This is a genomic window from Vibrio sp. bablab_jr001 (assembly GCF_016464285.1).
Taxonomy (GTDB): domain Bacteria; phylum Pseudomonadota; class Gammaproteobacteria; order Enterobacterales; family Vibrionaceae; genus Vibrio; species Vibrio fluvialis.
In genome coordinates this window covers 55099-74074 of sequence record NZ_JACDWZ010000113.1, presented here as the reverse complement: position 1 = coordinate 74074, position 18976 = coordinate 55099, and the positions used below count along the sequence as shown (strand labels likewise).

Annotated in this window: 16 protein-coding genes; 7 read left to right on the top strand and 9 right to left on the bottom strand. The window is 51.4% G+C overall.

Annotated features, from left to right (window positions below; all coding sequences use genetic code 11):
* The first annotated feature begins 17 nt into the window (after positions 1-17).
* Genes JIG40_RS22010 through yacG form a run of 5 tightly spaced genes read left to right on the top strand, consistent with a single transcriptional unit; the run spans position 18 to position 3801 of the window.
* Positions 18-1244, top strand: coding sequence for a type II secretion system F family protein (locus JIG40_RS22010; RefSeq protein WP_199466095.1), 1227 nt, complete (start codon positions 18-20; stop codon positions 1242-1244).
* Between the two features lie 51 nt (positions 1245-1295).
* Positions 1296-2165 carry an A24 family peptidase gene (locus JIG40_RS22005; protein WP_047459100.1) on the top strand — a complete coding sequence of 290 codons (870 nt, stop codon included), beginning with the start codon at positions 1296-1298 and terminating at the stop codon, positions 2163-2165.
* Between the two features lie 2 nt (positions 2166-2167).
* On the top strand, positions 2168-2776 hold the full coding sequence (coaE, locus tag JIG40_RS22000) for a dephospho-CoA kinase (protein ID WP_055452469.1): 609 nt from the start codon (positions 2168-2170) through the stop codon (positions 2774-2776).
* Positions 2777-2808: 32 nt separating this feature from the next.
* Positions 2809-3549 carry a cell division protein ZapD gene (gene zapD / locus JIG40_RS21995; RefSeq protein WP_020332196.1) on the top strand — a complete coding sequence of 247 codons (741 nt, stop codon included), beginning with the start codon at positions 2809-2811 and terminating at the stop codon, positions 3547-3549.
* A gap of 54 nt (positions 3550-3603) precedes the next feature.
* Positions 3604-3801 carry a DNA gyrase inhibitor YacG gene (gene yacG / locus JIG40_RS21990; protein ID WP_020332195.1) on the top strand — a complete coding sequence of 66 codons (198 nt, stop codon included), beginning with the start codon at positions 3604-3606 and terminating at the stop codon, positions 3799-3801.
* A gap of 50 nt (positions 3802-3851) precedes the next feature.
* Here the strand turns inward: yacG and parC are convergent, their stop codons facing one another.
* The 6 genes from parC to nudF all read right to left on the bottom strand — a co-directional run bounded on the left by parC (position 3852) and on the right by nudF (position 10716).
* Positions 3852-6125: a DNA topoisomerase IV subunit A gene (gene parC, locus JIG40_RS21985; protein WP_020332194.1), complete on the bottom strand. Its 2274-nt coding sequence runs from the start codon at positions 6123-6125 to the stop codon at positions 3852-3854.
* A 3-nt stretch (positions 6126-6128) separates the two neighbouring features.
* A complete protein-coding gene (gene parE, locus JIG40_RS21980; protein ID WP_020332193.1) occupies positions 6129-8009 on the bottom strand; it encodes a DNA topoisomerase IV subunit B in 1881 nt (626 codons plus the stop codon).
* 211 nt (positions 8010-8220) lie between these two features.
* Positions 8221-8808 (bottom strand): esterase YqiA, encoded by a 588-nt coding sequence (gene yqiA / locus JIG40_RS21975; protein ID WP_020332192.1) that lies wholly within the window; start codon positions 8806-8808, stop codon positions 8221-8223.
* A gap of 2 nt (positions 8809-8810) precedes the next feature.
* Complete coding sequence (cpdA, locus tag JIG40_RS21970; protein ID WP_020432345.1) at positions 8811-9632, bottom strand: 3',5'-cyclic-AMP phosphodiesterase; 822 nt, start codon at positions 9630-9632, stop codon at positions 8811-8813.
* 17 nt (positions 9633-9649) lie between these two features.
* Positions 9650-10099: a DUF1249 family protein gene (locus JIG40_RS21965; protein WP_024374517.1), complete on the bottom strand. Its 450-nt coding sequence runs from the start codon at positions 10097-10099 to the stop codon at positions 9650-9652.
* On the bottom strand, positions 10087-10716 hold the full coding sequence (gene nudF / locus JIG40_RS21960; protein WP_024374518.1) for an ADP-ribose diphosphatase: 630 nt from the start codon (positions 10714-10716) through the stop codon (positions 10087-10089). The genes JIG40_RS21965 and nudF overlap by 13 nt, the downstream gene beginning before the upstream one ends.
* A 234-nt stretch (positions 10717-10950) precedes the next feature.
* Here nudF and tolC point away from each other — a divergent pair, with 234 nt between their 5' ends.
* Positions 10951-12267, top strand: a complete 1317-nt coding sequence (tolC, locus tag JIG40_RS21955; RefSeq protein WP_020332188.1) for an outer membrane channel protein TolC — start codon at positions 10951-10953, stop codon at positions 12265-12267.
* 104 nt (positions 12268-12371) lie between these two features.
* On the opposite strand, the gene hldE is transcribed toward tolC, so the two are convergent.
* The 3 genes from hldE to JIG40_RS21940 all read right to left on the bottom strand — a co-directional run bounded on the left by hldE (position 12372) and on the right by JIG40_RS21940 (position 18078).
* Positions 12372-13802 carry a bifunctional D-glycero-beta-D-manno-heptose-7-phosphate kinase/D-glycero-beta-D-manno-heptose 1-phosphate adenylyltransferase HldE gene (gene hldE / locus JIG40_RS21950; protein WP_038129831.1) on the bottom strand — a complete coding sequence of 477 codons (1431 nt, stop codon included), beginning with the start codon at positions 13800-13802 and terminating at the stop codon, positions 12372-12374.
* Positions 13803-13865: 63 nt separating this feature from the next.
* Positions 13866-16712: a bifunctional [glutamate--ammonia ligase]-adenylyl-L-tyrosine phosphorylase/[glutamate--ammonia-ligase] adenylyltransferase gene (gene glnE, locus JIG40_RS21945; protein ID WP_199466094.1), complete on the bottom strand. Its 2847-nt coding sequence runs from the start codon at positions 16710-16712 to the stop codon at positions 13866-13868.
* Positions 16713-16821: 109 nt separating this feature from the next.
* Positions 16822-18078, bottom strand: coding sequence for a methyl-accepting chemotaxis protein (locus tag JIG40_RS21940; RefSeq protein ID WP_024374521.1), 1257 nt, complete (start codon positions 18076-18078; stop codon positions 16822-16824).
* A gap of 94 nt (positions 18079-18172) precedes the next feature.
* Here JIG40_RS21940 and JIG40_RS21935 point away from each other — a divergent pair, with 94 nt between their 5' ends.
* Entirely contained in the window at positions 18173-18958 is a 786-nt protein-coding gene (locus JIG40_RS21935) for a potassium channel family protein (RefSeq protein WP_143683496.1), read from the top strand.
* The last annotated feature ends 18 nt before the right edge of the window (positions 18959-18976 follow it).

The window sequence follows — 18976 nt, the reverse complement described above, 5'->3', positions numbered from 1 at the left end:
TCTGAGACTCTACCATCATGAAACCGACCAAAGGCCCTGAGTTAAAAAACTATCGCTGGAAAGGCGTCAACAGCACTGGCAAGAAAGTCGCGGGACAGACACTGGCTATCAGTGAAATAGAAGTCCGCGACAAACTGAAAGAACAGCACATTCAGGTTAAGAAGATCAAAAAAGGCAGCGTGTCAGTTCTGACTCGTCTCACCAATCGGGTCAAAACTAAAGACATCACCATCCTAACCCGCCAGCTTGCCACCATGCTGACCACCGGAGTGCCGATTGTGCAGGCACTTAAATTGGTCGGCGATAATCATCGTAAAGCCGAGATGAAATCGATTCTGGCGCAAATTACCAAAGGCGTCGAAGCCGGTACGCCGATTTCCAAAGCGATGCGTACTGCCAGCACTCACTTTGACGCGTTGTACGTCGACTTAATTCAGACTGGCGAGCAGTCCGGCAATCTTGCCGAAGTCTTTGAACGCCTTGCCACCTATCGGGAAAAAAGTGAGCAACTGCGCGCGAAAGTAATCAAAGCGCTGATCTATCCCAGCATGGTCATTCTGGTGGCACTCGGCGTCTCCTATTTGATGCTGACGATGGTCATTCCAGAGTTCGAAAGTATGTTCAAGGGTTTTGGAGCTGAACTGCCTTGGTTTACTCAACAGATCCTCAAGTTATCGCATGGGGTACAAGCCTACAGTGCGGGGGCGTTCATCGCGTCATTGAGCTTGGTGTTTGGCATCAAAGCGGCGCGGAAAAAATCCTTCGTCGTCCGTCTTAAAACCAGCCAGCTCAGCCTGCTTTTTCCCATCATTGGCGGTGTGCTTGCCAAAGCCGCAATTGCCAAATTCAGCCGCACTCTGGCGACCAGCTTCAGTGCGGGAATTCCGATACTCGCCAGCCTCAAAACCACCGCTAAAACTGCAGGTAACGTGCATTTTGAAACCGCCATTCAGGATGTTCACCGCCATACGGCAGCAGGGATGCCGATGTATATTGCAATGCGCAACACACAAGCCTTTCCGGAAATGGTGTTGCAAATGGTGATGATCGGCGAGGAGTCAGGCAAGCTCGACGACATGCTCAATAAAGTCGCCACCATCTATGAGTTTGAAGTCGACAACACCGTCGACAATCTGGGCAAAATTCTTGAACCGCTGATTATCGTATTTTTGGGCATTGTAGTCGGTGGATTGGTGGTGGCGATGTACCTGCCAATCTTTAACTTAATGAGTGTATTAGGTTAGTATGACCCTCATTAAGACCAACATGATGGCGACGCGCCGCGAGCACATAAAATGGACATTTTTAATTTTTACCCCTGGCTGTTTCCTACGCTGGCGACAGTGCTGGGGTTAATTATCGGCAGTTTCCTCAATGTGGTGATTTATCGCCTGCCGAAAATCATGGAGCGCGAGTGGCGTCAGGAGTGTGCGGAATCCTTTCCCGAGTATCATATTGAGCCGCCTCAGGGCATTTTAACGCTGAGCACGCCACGTTCCACCTGCCCGCATTGCGATACGCCGATCCGGGTTATCGACAACATTCCGGTACTGAGCTGGCTGTTGCTGCGTGGTAAATGCTCGAATTGTCAGGGCCCTATCAGCGCGCGTTATCCACTGATTGAACTGCTGACGGCTTCATGCAGCCTCTTGATTGCGCTGCAATTTGGTTTTAGCTGGTTTGCCGTTGCCATGCTGTTCTTTACCTATACGCTGATTGCGGCAACCTTCATTGATTTCGATACGATGCTGCTGCCGGATCAGCTTACTCTGCCCCTACTCTGGGCTGGTATTGCGCTGGCGTTGGCGGGCATCAGCCCGATTTCGCTACAAGATGCGGTGATTGGTGCGATAGCGGGTTATCTGTCGTTATGGTCGGTGTACTGGCTGTTTAAGCTACTGACAGGCAAAGAAGGCATGGGCTATGGCGACTTTAAGCTATTAGCGGCTCTCGGTGCCTGGCTGGGATGGCAGCAACTACCGATCATCATTCTGATGTCATCTCTGGTTGGACTGGTGTTCGGCCTCATTCAACTGCGTCTGCAAAAGCGCGGCATTGATAAAGCATTTCCCTTCGGGCCTTATCTGGCGATTGCAGGCTGGCTGTCCCTGCTGTTTGGTCATGACATTGCGGGTTGGTATTTTCATTCGGTATTAGGATTCTGATTATGGCACTCATCATTGGCTTAACAGGTGGCATCGCCAGCGGAAAAACCACCGTCGCGAATCTGTTTCAGCAACATTTCGCCATTGATATCGTCGATGCCGATGTAGTGGCTCGTGAAGTGGTGGACGTCGGCACTCCGGGACTGAACGCGATTGCCGAGCATTTTGGCAATGACATCTTACAGGCCGATGGTCGCCTCGACCGTGCAGCGCTGCGCGAGCGTATTTTTGCCAATATCGAAGAAAAATCCTGGCTCAATCATTTGTTACATCCATTGATTCGCCAAAAAATGACACAAGATTTACAACAAGTACGCTCTCCTTATGCGTTACTAGTGGTGCCACTGTTAGTGGAAAACCAGTTACAGTCTATGGCGGACCGCATTTTGGTAGTCGATGTTGATGAAACCACGCAGATCCAACGCACTCTGGCGCGCGACAATGTCTCCGAGCAGCAAGTGAAGGCGATTCTCGCGTCGCAGGCCAGCCGTGAACAACGATTAGCCATCGCCGACGATGTGATTAAAAATGATGCAGAAAACCAGAAACTTTTGCCTCAAATCACAGAATTGCACCAAAAGTATCTAGCCATGAGCCGTACAAATCTGTGAGAATAAGTCCCAAATAACCCAAGGCTAGTTTGATGACCACACATAAGTTTGAACATCCGCTCAACGAAAAAACGCGTATTTACCTTCGTGTCGAAGCGCTGCTCAATCAGATGGAGCAAGCGTCGCAGTTTCGTGACGATATTCAGCATCAGCTATTCTTCCGTTCTCTGTTCGATCTGCTGGAAATTTTTGAGCAGATCCAACTCAAAAGCGAACTCGCCAAAGATATCGAAAAACAACGTCTGGCTTACCGCAACTGGCTCAACGTCGAAGGGGTGGATCAAGAGATGTTGTTGGGCCTGCTAAGAGAAATTGACGACATTCACCGCAACCTGATGGGTGGCGAGCGATTTGGCCAGTCTCTCAAAGAAGACCGTTTCCTCAGTGCGATTCGCCAGCGCTTCAATCTGCCCGGTGGCTCTTGCTGTTTTGATTTGCCGGCACTGCACTATTGGTTGCATCTGGCCTTGGAACAAAAAATCCAAGATGCCCGCCAGTGGATGGATACCTTGCAACCATTAGCCGACGCGCTGAAACTGTGGCTGAAACTGACACGGGAAACCGGCAACTTTCGCGCCCGTGAAGCCAAGTCAGGTTTTTATCAGAGCGATGCGGAAGAGGCGAACATTCTGCGCCTGTCCATTCCGTTGGATTACGGCGTCTACCCGATGATTTCGGGGCACAAGAACCGTTTCGCCATCAAATTTATCGAATTCAGTTCTGGTCAGGCGAGCACGCAGGATATTGAATTTGATCTCGCCGTTTGCAGTTAACCAACTTTAATTAACCATAAAGCAATGTGCTTTCTCGACGCACAGGATATGACCATGTCAAAAAAACCAACTGTGGTGAAATGCCCACAATGTGGCCAGGATGTGGAATGGGGAGAGCAAAGCCCTCATCGCCCGTTCTGCAGTAAAAAATGTCAGATGATCGACTTCGGTGAATGGGCCGATGAAGAGAAATCCATTCCCGGTGCACCAGACATGTCCGACAGTGACGGTTGGTCGGAAGATAATTACTGACTGGCATAAAAAAGCCCCGCATTGCGGGGCTTTTGCTTGTTCAGACTACATTATTCTTCTTCAGAACTTTCTTGCGCATCCGATTCCAGCTCGATGCGGGTCACACGTTGCAAACCACGTGGCAACAGAGCACCACGACGACCACGCTCACCACGGAAATTATCCAGATCCGATGGTTTCAGCCCCAGCTTACGTTTGCCGGCATACAGCGTTACAGACACATCTTTTGGTAGTGCCAACAGATGGGACACCACTTCTTCCCGGGACTTGGCTTTCGCCGCCGGGATATTGATGATCTTGTTGCCTTTGCCTTTGCCTAACTGCGGCAGATCTTTGATCGGGAACAGCAACATGCGGCCCTGATTGGTAATCGCCAGGATCTCATCGCTTTGCAGATCGTTCACCGCCTGTGGCGTCATCACTTCCGCATTGTCCGGCAGATTGACCAGCGCCTTACCGCTGCGGTTTTTCGACAACAGATCGGTGCCTTTACACACGAAGCCATAACCAGCATCAGATCCCACCAGCCACAGCTGATCTTCTTCGCCCATGACGACCTGACGAATCGATGTGCCTTCCGCCACGTTGAGACGACCGGTAATCGGTTCACCCTGTCCCCGTGCAGACGGCAGAGTGTGTGACTCCAACGAGTAACTGCGGCCATCACTACCGAGGAAGACGGCTTGCTGATTGCTCTTACCACACGCGTGCGCCAGATAGTTATCGCCCGCTTTGTAGTTCAACCCTTCACAATCAACCTCATGACCTTTCGCATGGCGAATCCAGCCTTTCTCAGACAACACGACCGTGATCATTTCACTTGGCATCAGATCACGTTCCGTCAGCGCTTTGGCTTCTTCACGTTCAACCAGCGGCGAACGACGATCATCACCGTAGGTCTCGGCGTCCGCTTTGATCTCTTTTTTCAGCAATGTATTCAGGCGACGCTCAGAACCCAGCAGCTCTTCCAGCTTCTGACGCTCTTTTTCCAGCTCGCTCTGTTCACCGCGGATCTTCATCTCTTCCAGTTTGGCTAAGTGACGAAGTTTGGTATCCAGAATCGCATCCGCCTGAATATCAGTAATCCCGAAGCGTGCCATCAGCACCGCTTTAGGATCGTCTTCGGTACGAATGATTTCGATCACTTCATCGATGTTCAGATACGCGATCAACAAACCTTCCAAAATGTGCAGACGAGCCAGCACTTTATCCAGACGGTGTTGCAGACGAGAACGCACCGTCTCACGGCGGAACTGAATCCACTCGCTCAGAATGCTGACCAGACCTTTCACCTGCGGGCGGTTGTCGAGGCCAATCATGTTGAGGTTGACGCGGTAGCTGCGTTCCAGATCGGTCGAGGCAAACAAGTGATTCATCAGCAGATCGCAATCGACACGGTTAGAGCGCGGCACAATCACAATACGAGTCGGGTTTTCGTGATCCGATTCATCACGCAAATCTTCCACCATCGGCAGTTTCTTCGCGCGCATCTGGTTGGCAATCTGCTCCAGCAGTTTGGCGCCCGATACCTGATGCGGCAGCGCCGAGATCACGATGTCCGAACCTTCTTTGTGCCACACTGCGCGCATTCTCACGCTGCCACGGCCGGTACGGTAGACTTTCTCCAGCTCAATCTGCGGCGAGATGATCTCTGCTTCGGTCGGATAATCCGGACCTTTCACGTATTGCATCAGATCCGGCAAGCTGGCCTGGGGATTGTCAATCAGGTGAATCGTTGCGGCCGCCACTTCACGCACGTTGTGCGGTGGAATGTCGGTCGCCATACCGACCGCGATACCCGTCACGCCGTTGAGCAGAATGTGCGGCAGACGTGCTGGCAGCATCTTCGGCTCTTTCATTGTGCCGTCGAAGTTCGGTTGCCAGTCTACTGTGCCCTGGCCGAGTTCGCTCAGCAGTACTTCCGCGAACTTAGACAGTTTTGCTTCGGTATAACGCATCGCAGCGAACGATTTCGGATCGTCCGGCGCACCCCAGTTGCCCTGACCGTCAACCAGCGGATAACGGTAAGAGAACGGCTGCGCCATCAGCACCATCGCTTCGTAACATGCTGAATCGCCGTGCGGGTGATATTTACCCAGCACGTCACCAACGGTACGCGCCGATTTTTTGTATTTAGCTGAGGCAGAAAGACCCAGCTCAGACATTGCATAGATGATACGTCGCTGAACCGGCTTCAGACCGTCGCCAATGTATGGCAACGCGCGGTCCATGATGACGTACATGGAATAATTCAGATAAGCGTCTTCAGTAAACTTGCGCAGTGGCAGCTGTTCAACGCCATCGTAGGTGATTTCAGTCGACATTCATTACACCTCAGCCAGATCGCCGTTGCTTTGCAGCCAGTTGCGGCGGTCATCCGCACGCTTTTTCCCCAGCAGCATATCCATCATCTCTTCGGTCGCTTTATCATCGTCAATGGTCAGTTGAACCAGACGACGAGTATTCGGATCCATGGTGGTTTCGCGCAGCTGAAGCGGGTTCATTTCACCCAGACCTTTAAATCGCTGCACGTTCACTTTGGCTTTCTTCTTACTCAGGCGTTCAAGAATCGCGTCTTTCTCGCTGTCATCTAGCGCGTAGAACACTTCTTTACCGCAGTCGATACGATAGAGCGGCGGCATCGCCACATACACGTGTCCCGCGCGCACCAGCGCCGGAAAATGACGGGTAAATAAGGCGCACAACAGTGTCGCAATGTGCAGACCGTCCGAGTCCGCATCGGCAAGGATACAGACTTTGCCGTAACGCAGCGCTTCAAGGTTGTCGTTGTCCGGGTCAATGCCCAGCGCAACTGAAATATCGTGCACTTCCTGCGAAGCCAGTACCTGATCTGCCGAAACTTCCCACGTGTTCAGAATCTTACCGCGCAGCGGCATGATGGCCTGAAACTCACGATCGCGTGCCTGTTTGGCACTGCCGCCCGCCGAGTCACCTTCCACCAAAAACAGCTCGGTGCGGCTGAGATCCTGCTGAGAACAGTCGGTCAATTTACCCGGCAGCGCCGGGCCTGAAGCCACTTTCTTACGCACAACTTTCTTCGCCGCACGCATACGGCGGTGGGCGTTAGCAATACACACTTCCGCCAGTTGCTCGGCCAGTTGCGGCTTTTCGTTCAGCCACAGACTGAACGCATCTTTCACGACACCGGAAACAAACGCCGCGGTCTGACGCGAGGAGAGACGTTCTTTGGTCTGACCCGCAAATTGCGGATCCTGCATTTTTACCGACAGCACGTAAGCACAACGGTCAAACACATCTTCGCCCGTCAGTTTGACGCCGCGCGGCAGCAAATTACGAAATTCACAGAACTCACGCATCGCATCCAACAGGCCCTGACGCAAGCCATTGACATGCGTGCCGCCCTGCGCGGTCGGGATCAGGTTGACGTAGCTTTCGGTGATCAGTTCACCGCCTTCCGGCAGCCAGATCACGGCCCAGGTAGCGGCTTCCGTTTCGGCAGAAAATTCGCCGGTAAACGGTTCTTCCGGCAATAAGGTGTACCCTTTGACGCCTTCAGCCAGATAGTCTTTCAGGCCATCTTCGTAGAACCAACGGTATTCGTTATTGTTCACCTTATCGGTGAAGGTAATTTCCAGTCCCGGGCACAGTACGGCTTTCGCGCGCAGGTTGTTGACCAAACGGGTAACGGAGAAATTCGGCGAATCAAAATACTTGGTGTCTGGCCAGAAATGGACGCTGGTGCCGCGGTTGCGACGACCACAGGTGCCGGTAACGGTTAAATCTGAGACTTTTTCGCCGTGTTCAAACGCGATGTCGTACACCTGACCATCACGACGCACTGTAACTTCGACGCGCTTGGAGAGCGCGTTCACGACTGAGATCCCTACCCCGTGCAAACCACCGGAGAACTGGTAGTTCTTATTGGAGAACTTACCGCCCGCGTGAAGCTTACATAAGATCAATTCAACCCCGGAGACTTTCTCTTCCGGGTGAATGTCTACAGGCATACCACGACCGTCATCAATCACTTCCAGCGATTGATCGGCATGTAGGATCACTTGAACCTTAGTGGCGTATCCGGCCAGCGCTTCATCGACACTGTTGTCGATGACTTCCTGCCCAAGGTGGTTAGGGCGCGTGGTATCCGTATACATCCCAGGTCTGCGACGCACTGGTTCTAAGCCATTAAGAACTTCAATGGCTCCAGCATTATATTGTTCAGTCATAATACGGAATGCTTTTATCGATAAATGATTCGTAACTTTACGACTCGTTTATGAACGCTTGATTTTTGATGAAATGACAGGCGCTTTGCCGCTTTATCGGCCAACTAAACGAGGAAAGTCCAAGAGAAACATAGTCTGGAAGAGGCTCGCTGATGTCAAGCGACATCAGTAAGTAACAAGTAAAATTATGACTCTTCCCTCAATGAAAAGATCAGAGATTTAAGAATTGAATGATTTGCGCCGGATAACGTTCAAAATCGACAAAACTGTGGTCACCGCCCTCTTCAACGGTTTGACGGGCGTGTTGGTATTTGTCCACCGCCTGACGGTAATCCAGCACTTCATCTTCGGTTTGTTGCAGAAGCCAGAAGTCCTGCGGCGCACGCAGCGTCTCCGTATCCAACGCCTTCAGTTCATCAATGTGTTCGGCGGTTAATACGTAACGTTCTTGGGTATAAGGATTTTGCTGCTCACCCAAAAAATCAGCCAACAACTCGTAGGGTTTCACGGCAGGATTAATCAGCACAGCGCGAAAGCCGAACTGGTGATTGAGCCAAGTAGACAAATAGCCACCCAATGAGCTGCCGACCAGACCTATCTGATAATCGTTTTTGTATTGATTGACGACATTCAGCAGATGTTCTGCCGCCTGCTGAGGAAATGAAGGCAGCTTTGGCACGACAACCTCGATGTCCGGGCGATGCTGCGCGCAATACTGCTGCATCACCTGTGCTTTATGCGACAAAGGGGAGCTGTTGAAGCCGTGAATGTACAAAAGTAACGATGGTTTGTCCGACATATTCAGTATCCGTTGGAGTTAAAGTCCGGTTGAAACAGCCCCTTCGCCAAGCGCTTGACCGCCGTCGTCACACGCCCATCAGCATGCAACTCAAGCTCACGCCAGCCCGGAGAACATTTATCCAGCGCGAAGTCATCGGAATTGGGTTTGAACTGGACACACGTGGATGGTGTTGCCATGACACGCACACCATGGTGTAAACGGTCCATGTCCTGATGGACATGCCCGCACAACACCGCTTTCACGTTCTGATGGCGCTCAACGATGGTCCAGAATGCCTCGCTGTCTTTCAGCGTGTGTTGATCAAGCCAGGCACTGCCGACCAGCAGCGGATGATGGTGCAGCAGCACCAAGGTAAACCGCTCCGGGTGCGCGGACAGTTTCTCCTCAAGCAGCGTCAATTGCTGATCGCTCAAACGGCCGTGAGGCACGCCCACAACTTGCGAATCCAGCAGGATCATTTGCCAGTGCTCACCAAGCAGTACATGCTCAGGTGCATGAATCTGTTTTGATGGCAGCACACTGCTCATATTGGGTTTGTAATCGTGATTGCCCGGTAGCCAGAAACAAATTTTCTCGAGCGGTAAAATACCTTGAGTAAAACGGTGATAAGACTCAGCCGTATGATCCTGAGAAATATCGCCGGTCGCCAAAATGGCATCGAATTCCAACTGCTGGGCACGAATAGCCTCCACCACCGCGAGAAAGCTGTCTGCGGTATTAACACTCAACAGGCTACCGTCATCGGGCGCAAAGAGGTGCGTATCCGTAATCTGAACCAGCTTGATGCTGTCGGAATTGTCTATACTGGACGACACGTTCAAAATCTATAAACCTAATGCTATTGATTGATGTTAATGGGCGCTCGGCTAATGCCTCTTTTCAGGCAAAATGTCAGCCAGTCCCCTAAGAAACGATTGATCTGTGCCTTTTCGTCCTTTTGCACCATCTTCTCATTCGGATAGTCGTAGCGAGCTTTTACCCGGTTAAGCTGATCGGTGGTCAGTACTTCTGCTACACGAGCGTCGTGGTACAGCCTGACAGACATGGTTGGTAATGGAAATATCGAAATGTCGTCACTTTGACAAATCTCCACCAAAGTTGTGTACTTTGTGACTTCCAGCACTTGCAGCTGATAAGCCAGATGTGCCGCTTGATAACAGCGCACGTCACCGACGCTCGGTTGCGCAGGCAACAAAGCGTTCAACTTGGCGTAGTTCGTTTCATAAGTCCGCATCAGTTCTGGTAAATCAACATGATACGGCTTTTTTAGTGCTGTCATTTCTGCCATTGCGATTGTAATTGCCCGTAGTTTAACTCCAACCATTGTAGTGCGATTATTGAGGCTCCATTCTCAATTCGCCCCTCTTTCACTAACTGATACGCGTCGCGGCGGCTCATTACGTGAACTTTGATATCTTCACCTTCATAGTCTAAACCATGAACGCCGTGAGCCAGGGATGCATCCACTTCTCCCACATAGACATCAAGTTTTTCAGAACATCCCCCAGCAGAGGGATAATAAGAGGTAATTTTCTCCGTTCTGTTGACGGAGATCCCAGCTTCCTCTTCCGCTTCACGGCGCACCACTTCTTCTGCGCTCTCCGCGCGATCAATGATGCCCGCGACAATTTCTAACTGCCAGGGATTGGCATGTTCCAGCGCGCCAACGCGTATCTGTTCTATCATTACGACCTGATCACGTTGCGGATCATAAGGCAGCAACGCTGCGGCATGACCGCGCTCAAACATTTCCCGTTCAATAGTCTGACTCCACCCGCCTTGAAATAATCGATGCTTGAACCGATACTTCACCATTCGGAAAAATCCTTGAAACAGTGTCTCGGTTGAGACAATTTCTACATCTTCTGGAGTAAACACTCCTGGCGGCTGATCAGACTGTTGCATTAGAAACCTCTCTCAGTGAATCTTATAGTTTACTCATGAATTTTTGTGACTTCCAAGGACATTGCTCAACTTTTTATACAAAAGTTGTACTTATATTTAAGTCGTCACACAATTTTTATTGCACAATTGGATAGCTAAGTGTAAAAAAGTGCAAAGTTTCGAGTGAAATGCCATCAATTTGCGTTACACTCTCGTGAGCGTAACTCCTTTCATATTCAGGCAGGAATAGGACTAATGAAAAAACTGCTTCCTTTATTGATTAGTGCAACTCTGGGCGGCCTTAGCACAACAGCTTCCGCGGATGACCTTGCACAAATTTACGACCAAGCAAAACAGAACGATCCTCAACTGCTGAGTGCAGCGGCACAACGTGACGCAGCGTTTGAAGCGATCAACTCAAGCCGCAGCTCTCTTTTGCCTCAAATCAATTTGACTGCGGGTTACAACATTAACCGCAGTGACGTCGATCTACGCGACAGTGACAAACTGAGCGCAGGCATCAACTTCTCGCAAGAACTGTACGACCGCTCAAGCTGGGTTTCTCTGGATACCGCTGAGAAGCAAGCTCGTCAGGCTGATGCCCAATACGCAAACTCTCAGCAAAGCCTGATGCTACGCGTAGCACAAGCGTACTTTGATGTACTGAGCGCGCAGGACAATCTGGAATTTGTTCGTGCTGAAAAAGCCGCGGTTGGCCGTCAGTTGGAACAAACCAAACAACGTTTTGAAGTGGGCCTGTCGGCGATTACTGACGTCCATGACGCACAAGCGCAATACGATACTGTTCTGGCAGACGAAGTTCTGGCAGAAAACTCGCTGATCAACAGCTATGAGTCGCTACGTGAAATCACAGGTCAGGAACACACTAACCTGAGCATTCTGGATACCAACCGTTTCTCAACCAGCCGCACCACCGAATCGATGGAAGCACTGATTGAACAAGCGCAAGAAAAGAACCTGTCACTGTTGTCGGCTCGTATCTCTCAAGACGTGGCGAAAGACAACATTTCGCTGGCAAGCTCTGGTCACCTGCCTTCGTTGACTCTGGACGGTGGTTACAACTACGGTCGTGAGTACAACGATAACTACAGCAGTTATGACACTTACCACGAAAACAACGACTTCAACATTGGTCTGAACCTGACTGTTCCGCTATACAGTGGTGGTAACGTGTCTTCCCAAACCAAACAAGCGGAATACGCATACGTTGCGGCCAGCCAGGATCTGGAAGCTTCGTACCGCAGCGTGGTGAAAAACGTGCGTGCGTACAACAACAACATCAATGCGTCGATCGGTTCGGTGCGTGCTTATGAACAATCTGTGATTTCCGCGCAATCAGCGTTGGATGCAACGGAAGCTGGCTTTGATGTGGGTACTCGTACTATCGTTGACGTACTGGATGCGACCCGTACTCTGTACAGCGTGAAGAAAAACCTGTCTGATGCGCGTTACAGCTACATCATCAACGTACTGCAACTGCGTCAGGCAGTAGGTACACTGAGCGAGCAGGACATCATTGATGTCAATGCGGGTCTCAAAGCGATCAAGTAATAAAGTGCCTGTTCGTCACCGTTGCTGTGGCGGTCAGTTCTGACAAAAAGGGCTCACACTGTGAGCCCTTTTTCTATCGGGAAGCTTGTTATCAGCCAGCGAGATTAGCCGCGGCCGCCTTTAATGGCTTCGATGATTTCAGTGGTTGAGCAGCCGTCTTCAAAGTTGAGGACTTTAACTTCGCCACCCGCCGCAATCACCTCTTTACCACCCGCAATCTCTTCCGGTTTGTAATCTCCACCTTTGACCAGCAGGTCAGGCAGGACTTCTGAGATCAGTCGCTGAGGCGTGTCTTCTGCAAATGGTACTACCCAGTCAACGGCGCCCAATCCCGCCAGTACCGCCATACGGCGATCGGTTGGATTCACCGGACGACCCGGACCTTTGAGACGTTTAACGGACTCATCGGTGTTCACCGCGACGATTAAGCGATCGCCGAGCTCAGCCGCGTGATTGAGGTAAGAGACGTGGCCAGCATGCAGAATGTCGAAACAACCGTTGGTCATCACCACTTTCTCGCCGCGAGCCTGCGCTTTTTTCACCGCTGCAATCAGCGATACTTCATCAATCACACCAAAGTCGGTGTCTCTGCTACCATGAATCGCTTCCGCCAGTTCGATGGTCGACACGGTCGAGGTGCCCAGTTTACCGACCACAACACCGGCTGCCGCGTTAGCCAGAGCACACGCTTCATCCAACGGCTTACCCGCGGACACTGACGCAGCCAAGACTGAAATCACGGTATCGCCTGCGCCCGTTACGTCGTACACTTCTTTCGCCTGCGTTGGCAGATGGAATGGGTCCATACCGCGACGCAGCAGCGTCATACCGTGTTCACTGCGGGTCACCAACAGGGCGTCCAGATCGAACTGTTCAATCAGACCAAAGCCTTTTTCCACCAAATCTTCATTCGATTTGACTTTACCAACCACCTGCTCGAACTCAGACATGTTTGGTGTCAGCAGCGTTGCGCCACGATAGCGTTCAAAATCGGAACCTTTAGGGTCGATGAATACCGGAACGCCAGCCTTGCGCGCAGCCTGAATAAACTGCTGCACATGCTCTAGCGCACCTTTCGCGTAATCCGACAAGATCACTGCTTTCACCGCTGGCAACGCTTTTTCCATGCGAGACAGGATCTGCGCTGGATCGGTGTTTTCAAATTTATCTTCAAAATCCAGACGAATCAGCTGCTGACCACGGCTTAGGACGCGCAGCTTAGTAATGGTCGGATAATCCGGCAGCGCCACAAAATCACACTTCACGCTCAGCGACGTCAGTTTGTCCGCCAGTACCTGAGCGGGTTCATCCATCCCTGTTAAACCAATGATATGCGCCTGACCGCCGAGTGAAGCAATGTTCATCGCAACGTTCGCTGCACCGCCCGGACGCTCTTCGTTATGCTCTACTTTTACCACAGGCACCGGAGCTTCTGGCGAGATGCGACCCGTTGGACCGTACCAATAACGATCAAGCATCACATCGCCAATAATCAAAACCCCAGCATTGCTGTAGTCAGGTAGGATTGGTTTCATTATGGATCTCCAATATTTATGACTGGGCGGAGTGTATCACAGCCCTTTTAGCGGCTAAAGATATCAACCCAGCCACTGTTGCCAAACTCGTTTTACCTGTTCACGTTCAGCGACAAATTTACTCTCGCTGACATCGGCCTCTTGATTGAGCAGATTACGATGATGGATTTGATCACGCATGCCAGTGTAAGCATGAGTCAATGCCATCGCCTGCTCTTCTTCCATGACACCTTGGGTGAGCAAAGATTCAAAAATTCTCACGTTATCTGACCAACGAGTCAGCTTAGGTTTATCATGACTGTAGCGCAGCACCAGGTACTGAGCCAAAAATTCAATGTCGGTAATCCCGCCGACATCCTGCTTGAGCATAAAACGTCCGGCTTTTTTGCCTCCGAGGTGCTCACGCATTTTCAAGCGCATATCGACCACCTCTTTTTTGAGTTTTTCCTCTTCACGCGGTAGAGACAAAATCGCGTGGCGCGTGGCAAGAAATGCCTGTTGCAACGGCTCATCGCCATAGATAACGCGAGCGCGCACCAATGCCTGATGTTCCCACGTCCAGGCATCCTGACGCTGATACTCTTCAAACGCATCAATCGGGCTGACCAACAAACCGGACGCGCCGGACGGACGCAAGCGAGTGTCCACTTCATACAAAATGCCGGACGCGGTGCGGGTAGAGAAAATATGGATTACGCGCTGTGCGAGACGCAGATAGAACTGGCGGCCATCAATTTCTTTTGCCCCATCGGTATAGGCGTCCAACGGGCAGTCGTGAATAAACACGATATCGAGATCTGAGTTATAGCCCAGCTCCCAGCCACCGACTTTACCGTAACCCACGACGGCAAAACCTTTACCGTCACGATCTTTGAGGTGCGTTGGTTCGCCATATTTCGCGCTGACTTGCAGCCAGGCCTGATGCACCACTGCTTCAACAATCGCTTCAGCGAGATAGGTTAAGTGGTCACTCACTTTCATCACTGGCAGCACGCCCGCAATGTCGGCTGCGGCAATTTTCAGAATACAAATCTGTTTGAACTGACGCAGCCCTTCCATCTGCTGCTCCATGTCATCTTCCGGAATGCGGGCAAGAAAATCGCGCAGTTCGGTTTTATATGCATCAAGCGCAATCGGGTTGTAGAGATGCTGCGGATCAATCAGTTCATCAAGCAGAATTGGGTAGCGGGCCAGTTGCTCAGAAATCATCGGGCTGGCGGTACACAATCGCACCAGTTGTGTCAGCGCCGCCGGATGTTCATCAAGCAGCTCCATGTAAGTGGTACGAGTGGCAATGCTGTGCAGCAGCGATAACACACGCGACAAACCAAACTCAGCGTCAGGATGCGAGAAAATGGCCTGATACACTTTCGGCATCAGGCGATTGAGCACCTCACGCCCACGCGGACCGATGGTGCGTTTTGCCAGATCGTCCTTAAAGCGGATAATCGTATTCGCCATCGCTTCCGTCTGCTGTTGAGAAAGATCGTGCTGGACAATATGCTCAATCACATCGCGTTTATGGGCCATATCCCACAGCTCATGGAAATGAGCGGCAATGGTGTCCTCTTCATCTTCCTCTTCATCACCAATCAGGTTGGCAAACACGGCGTGCACGCGCCCCATCTGAAGCTGCACTTCATCCAACAACGCCTGCCAGGACGAGAAGTTGAACGCAACAGCCAGACGCAATTGATCATCCGCTTTATCCGGCAGAGTCTGAGTTTGTTTGTCGGCCAGTGCCTGTAGTAAGTTTTCCAGACGGCGCAGGAAACGGTACGCTTCGGTCAACTCCGCAACTTCTTGCGCGCTAAGCAGATCCAGCTCACCAATCGCCTGTAAGGTTTCCAGCAGCCCACGATGGCGCAGTGATGGCTCACGCCCCCCACGAATTAACTGGAACACCTGCGCGATAAATTCAATTTCACGGATGCCGCCGGCGCCCAGCTTAATGTTGTTGCTCAGACCGCGGCGGCGTACTTCGCTGGTGATCATCGACTTCATGCGGCGCAGCGACTGAATGGCGCTGAAATCGATATAGCGGCGGAACACAAATGGGCGCAGCATTTGGCGCAGCTCTTGGTACTGCGAATACATCTCCCGCCCCATTACGCGAGCTTTGATCATCGCGTAACGCTCCCAGTCCCGTCCCTGCTCTTGGTAATAATCTTCCAGAGCGGCATAACTCATTACCAGCGGGCCGCTTTCACCAAATGGACGCAGGCGCATGTCAACCCGGTAGCAGAAGCCGTCAAAGGTTTGCTGATCGAGCATCTTGATGATGCGCTGACCTAAGCGGGTAAAGAACTGCGCGTTAGCAATCGAGCGGCGAGCACCTTGTGTCTCTCCGTTTTCCGGATAGGTAAAAATCAGATCGATATCGGATGAAAAGTTGAGTTCACCGCCACCAAGTTTGCCCATACCGATAATCAGCATCGGCTGCGCTTCGCCCTGTGCGTTGCACGGAGTGCCCCACTCCTGACAGCAAATCTGATACTGCCACTGATAGGTTTCAAAAATCAGCGCTTCCGCGAGTTGCGAGAGATGCTCCAGGCTCTCATCCAGACTCCAGTCGGCAAGAAAATCACGCCACGCAATGTACACCATTTCACGGTTACGGAACTGGCGCAGCACGCGCTGACCACTGGTCTCATCCTGACATTCACTCAACAGCGCACTCAGGTGCTGGCGATAGCTTTCACTGCGCTGCGATGTGGCCAGCATAGCTGGCAGATCGCGGCACAGAATGCCATCACGTTGCAGAGTGTCCGCAACAAACTGACTGAAACCGAGCACATTTTTGAGCTGCTGTTGATGTTCGCTATCCCAGTCGGCGATCACCGGCTGTTGCTGAAGAAGAAGTTGATACTGATGATCGGCGTGAGCCTCGAGTTTTGGCGGCAATGACATGATGCATCCTTGTCTTTACGAATAGAGTAGTTATAACAGACTTGGACCAATAAAAAACGCCCACAAATCAATTGTGGGCGCTCTTTCATAGTGTGGATTCAACCGGGAATCAGACTTTGAATACGGTAATTTTACGATCCAGCTCTTCCGCGTTGCTTTGCATGATTTCGGAGGTTTCCAGCAGCTCGCTGACCACCGTGACCGATGCTTCCACCAGCTCACGCACATTGGTCAGATTCTGGTTCATCTCTTCAGCGACGCTGCTCTGCTGGCCCGCCGCCGTCGCAATTTGGAAGTTCATGTCATTGATCTGCTGCACTTGCTGGACAATGCCATCCAGTTCACGTCCGGCGTTGGTGACCAGCTCAACCCCATCCGCAGCTTCCACCACGCTTTTTTCCATCAGATTCACGGCAGAATTCGCACTCGCCTGCAAATGTGAAATCATGTCCTGAATTTCCACCGTTGCGTTTTGGGTGCGCTGCGCAAGGTTACGCACTTCGTCAGCCACCACGGCAAAGCCGCGACCCGCTTCGCCAGCACGCGCTGCTTCAATCGCCGCATTCAGTGCCAGCAGGTTGGTCTGCTCAGAAATACCTTGAATGGTGCCCACCACACTGCCGATAGCGACGACGCGCTCTTCAACCTGATTGACCGCTTCCGCCGAGGCCGCGATATCTTTCGACAGCTCGCTCATTTTACCGATCGTCTGTTTGACAAACTGCTGGCCGGTACCGGCCTGGTGCGAGGCGTTTTCTGTCAGGGAAGAGGCGTTCTGTGCATGTTCGGCAACCGTCTGAACGGTCGAAGACATTTCGCTCATCGCCGTGGCCAGTTGGTCGATCTCATTGAACTCTTCCTGCGCCGACTCTTTGGTTTCAGACATACTCATGGTCATGACTTCGGTCAACGCGGTCAGCTCCTGCGACGCATTCACCTGAGTTTTAATCAGCTCTTGCAGTTGCAGGCGGGTCTTTTCCAGCTCGCGCGCTACATCACCGTATTCATCTTTACAGTCCATGGAAATCGGTTCAGACAAATCACGTCGCGCCATCTGGTTAATGGCTTCACTGAGATACTGAGTCTGACGAAGCATGATACGCGCAGCAAACAGCAGCAGAACCACAAATACCACGATCATCAGGCCTGTTTGCCACACCACCTGCACCAGATAATCATCGTAATGCTTTTGTGCGACTTCAGCATTTTGCGTTGCAGCCAGCAGAGAATCGTAAAAAGTACCGGCATCCCACAGTTGCTTACCAATGATCAAGACGGTACTGAATACCATCAGCATGATCATTTTCGGCACGAGTCGGATATCCGTAATCACGCGCTCCCATGGTTTAAAAGCCATCCTCGCCATTGTCAGTTCTCCACTAAGTCTTTTATATTGAAAACACTCATTATTTTTTGCCGCTTACTGGCTAAGCCGCAAACTTATTTATTTCGAGCTTCGTATGAAAAACGATGATATCAAAGATGAAACCAAGCCAATGAGCTTATTGTCGCTAATCCTGTCTTTCATGGCGCTATTTGTGATCTCAGGCTTGTTGTTTGTTCCTGTAGAACACGAAACTCGACAGGTACTTATCGGCCTCGATTTCGTCATCTGTAGTATTTTTATTCTGCAACTCTGCATAGATTTGATCCGAGCCGCAGATCGCGTGCAATTTCTGAAACGCCACTGGATCGATATTCTCGCCAGCATTCCGATGATCGAACCGCTGCGCTTTGCACGAATCTTTCATATTCTGCGCGTCATTTTAGTGATCCGCTCTGGCCGCACTATTTTGCGCCAGCTGCTCGCCAATCGCCGCGAAACCACGCTGGCGACCATTCTGCTGCTCTTAGTGGTATTGCTGACGCTCGGATCAAGCATGATGCTGTTCTTTGAAGTGCAAGATCCCAACGCCAATATCACTGATGGTGGTGATGCACTGTGGTGGGCGTTGGTGACGATCTCAACCGTCGGTTACGGCGATCATTATCCGGTGACCACAGCAGGTAAAATCGTCGCCTCGATCATGATCGTCTGTGGTGTGGGGATGTTCGGTATGATTTCCGGTCTGATCGCGTCGTTTCTGTCCTCCCCCGATCATGGTCAAACTGCCAGAGCGGAGCACCAAGAGCGACTGATAAAACAAGTCGTTACTCAACAGCAGGAACTGATTCTGCGCCTCAAAGAGCTGGAAGCACGCATTGATTTGGAGCGCGAAAGCCGCGAAAAAGAAAGGGATGCCTGAGCATCCCTTAATGTTGGA

Excerpts from the sequence above, each read along its gene's own strand:
- JIG40_RS21935 (WP_143683496.1), top strand. The coding sequence starts at position 18,173 with ATGAAAAACGATGATATCAAAGATGAAACCAAGCCAATGAGCTTATTG.
- JIG40_RS21965 (WP_024374517.1), bottom strand. The coding sequence starts at position 10,099 with ATGGCAGAAATGACAGCACTAAAAAAGCCGTATCATGTTGATTTACCA.
- glnE (WP_199466094.1), bottom strand. The coding sequence starts at position 16,712 with ATGTCATTGCCGCCAAAACTCGAGGCTCACGCCGATCATCAGTATCAA.
- JIG40_RS21940 (WP_024374521.1), bottom strand. The coding sequence starts at position 18,078 with ATGGCGAGGATGGCTTTTAAACCATGGGAGCGCGTGATTACGGATATC.
- parE (WP_020332193.1), bottom strand. The coding sequence starts at position 8,009 with ATGACTGAACAATATAATGCTGGAGCCATTGAAGTTCTTAATGGCTTA.
- yqiA (WP_020332192.1), bottom strand. The coding sequence starts at position 8,808 with ATGTCGGACAAACCATCGTTACTTTTGTACATTCACGGCTTCAACAGC.
- yacG (WP_020332195.1), top strand. The coding sequence starts at position 3,604 with ATGTCAAAAAAACCAACTGTGGTGAAATGCCCACAATGTGGCCAGGAT.
- zapD (WP_020332196.1), top strand. The coding sequence starts at position 2,809 with ATGACCACACATAAGTTTGAACATCCGCTCAACGAAAAAACGCGTATT.
- JIG40_RS22005 (WP_047459100.1), top strand. The coding sequence starts at position 1,296 with ATGGACATTTTTAATTTTTACCCCTGGCTGTTTCCTACGCTGGCGACA.
- JIG40_RS22010 (WP_199466095.1), top strand. The coding sequence starts at position 18 with ATGAAACCGACCAAAGGCCCTGAGTTAAAAAACTATCGCTGGAAAGGC.
- nudF (WP_024374518.1), bottom strand. The coding sequence starts at position 10,716 with ATGCAACAGTCTGATCAGCCGCCAGGAGTGTTTACTCCAGAAGATGTA.
- tolC (WP_020332188.1), top strand. The coding sequence starts at position 10,951 with ATGAAAAAACTGCTTCCTTTATTGATTAGTGCAACTCTGGGCGGCCTT.
- parC (WP_020332194.1), bottom strand. The coding sequence starts at position 6,125 with ATGTCGACTGAAATCACCTACGATGGCGTTGAACAGCTGCCACTGCGC.
- coaE (WP_055452469.1), top strand. The coding sequence starts at position 2,168 with ATGGCACTCATCATTGGCTTAACAGGTGGCATCGCCAGCGGAAAAACC.
- hldE (WP_038129831.1), bottom strand. The coding sequence starts at position 13,802 with ATGAAACCAATCCTACCTGACTACAGCAATGCTGGGGTTTTGATTATT.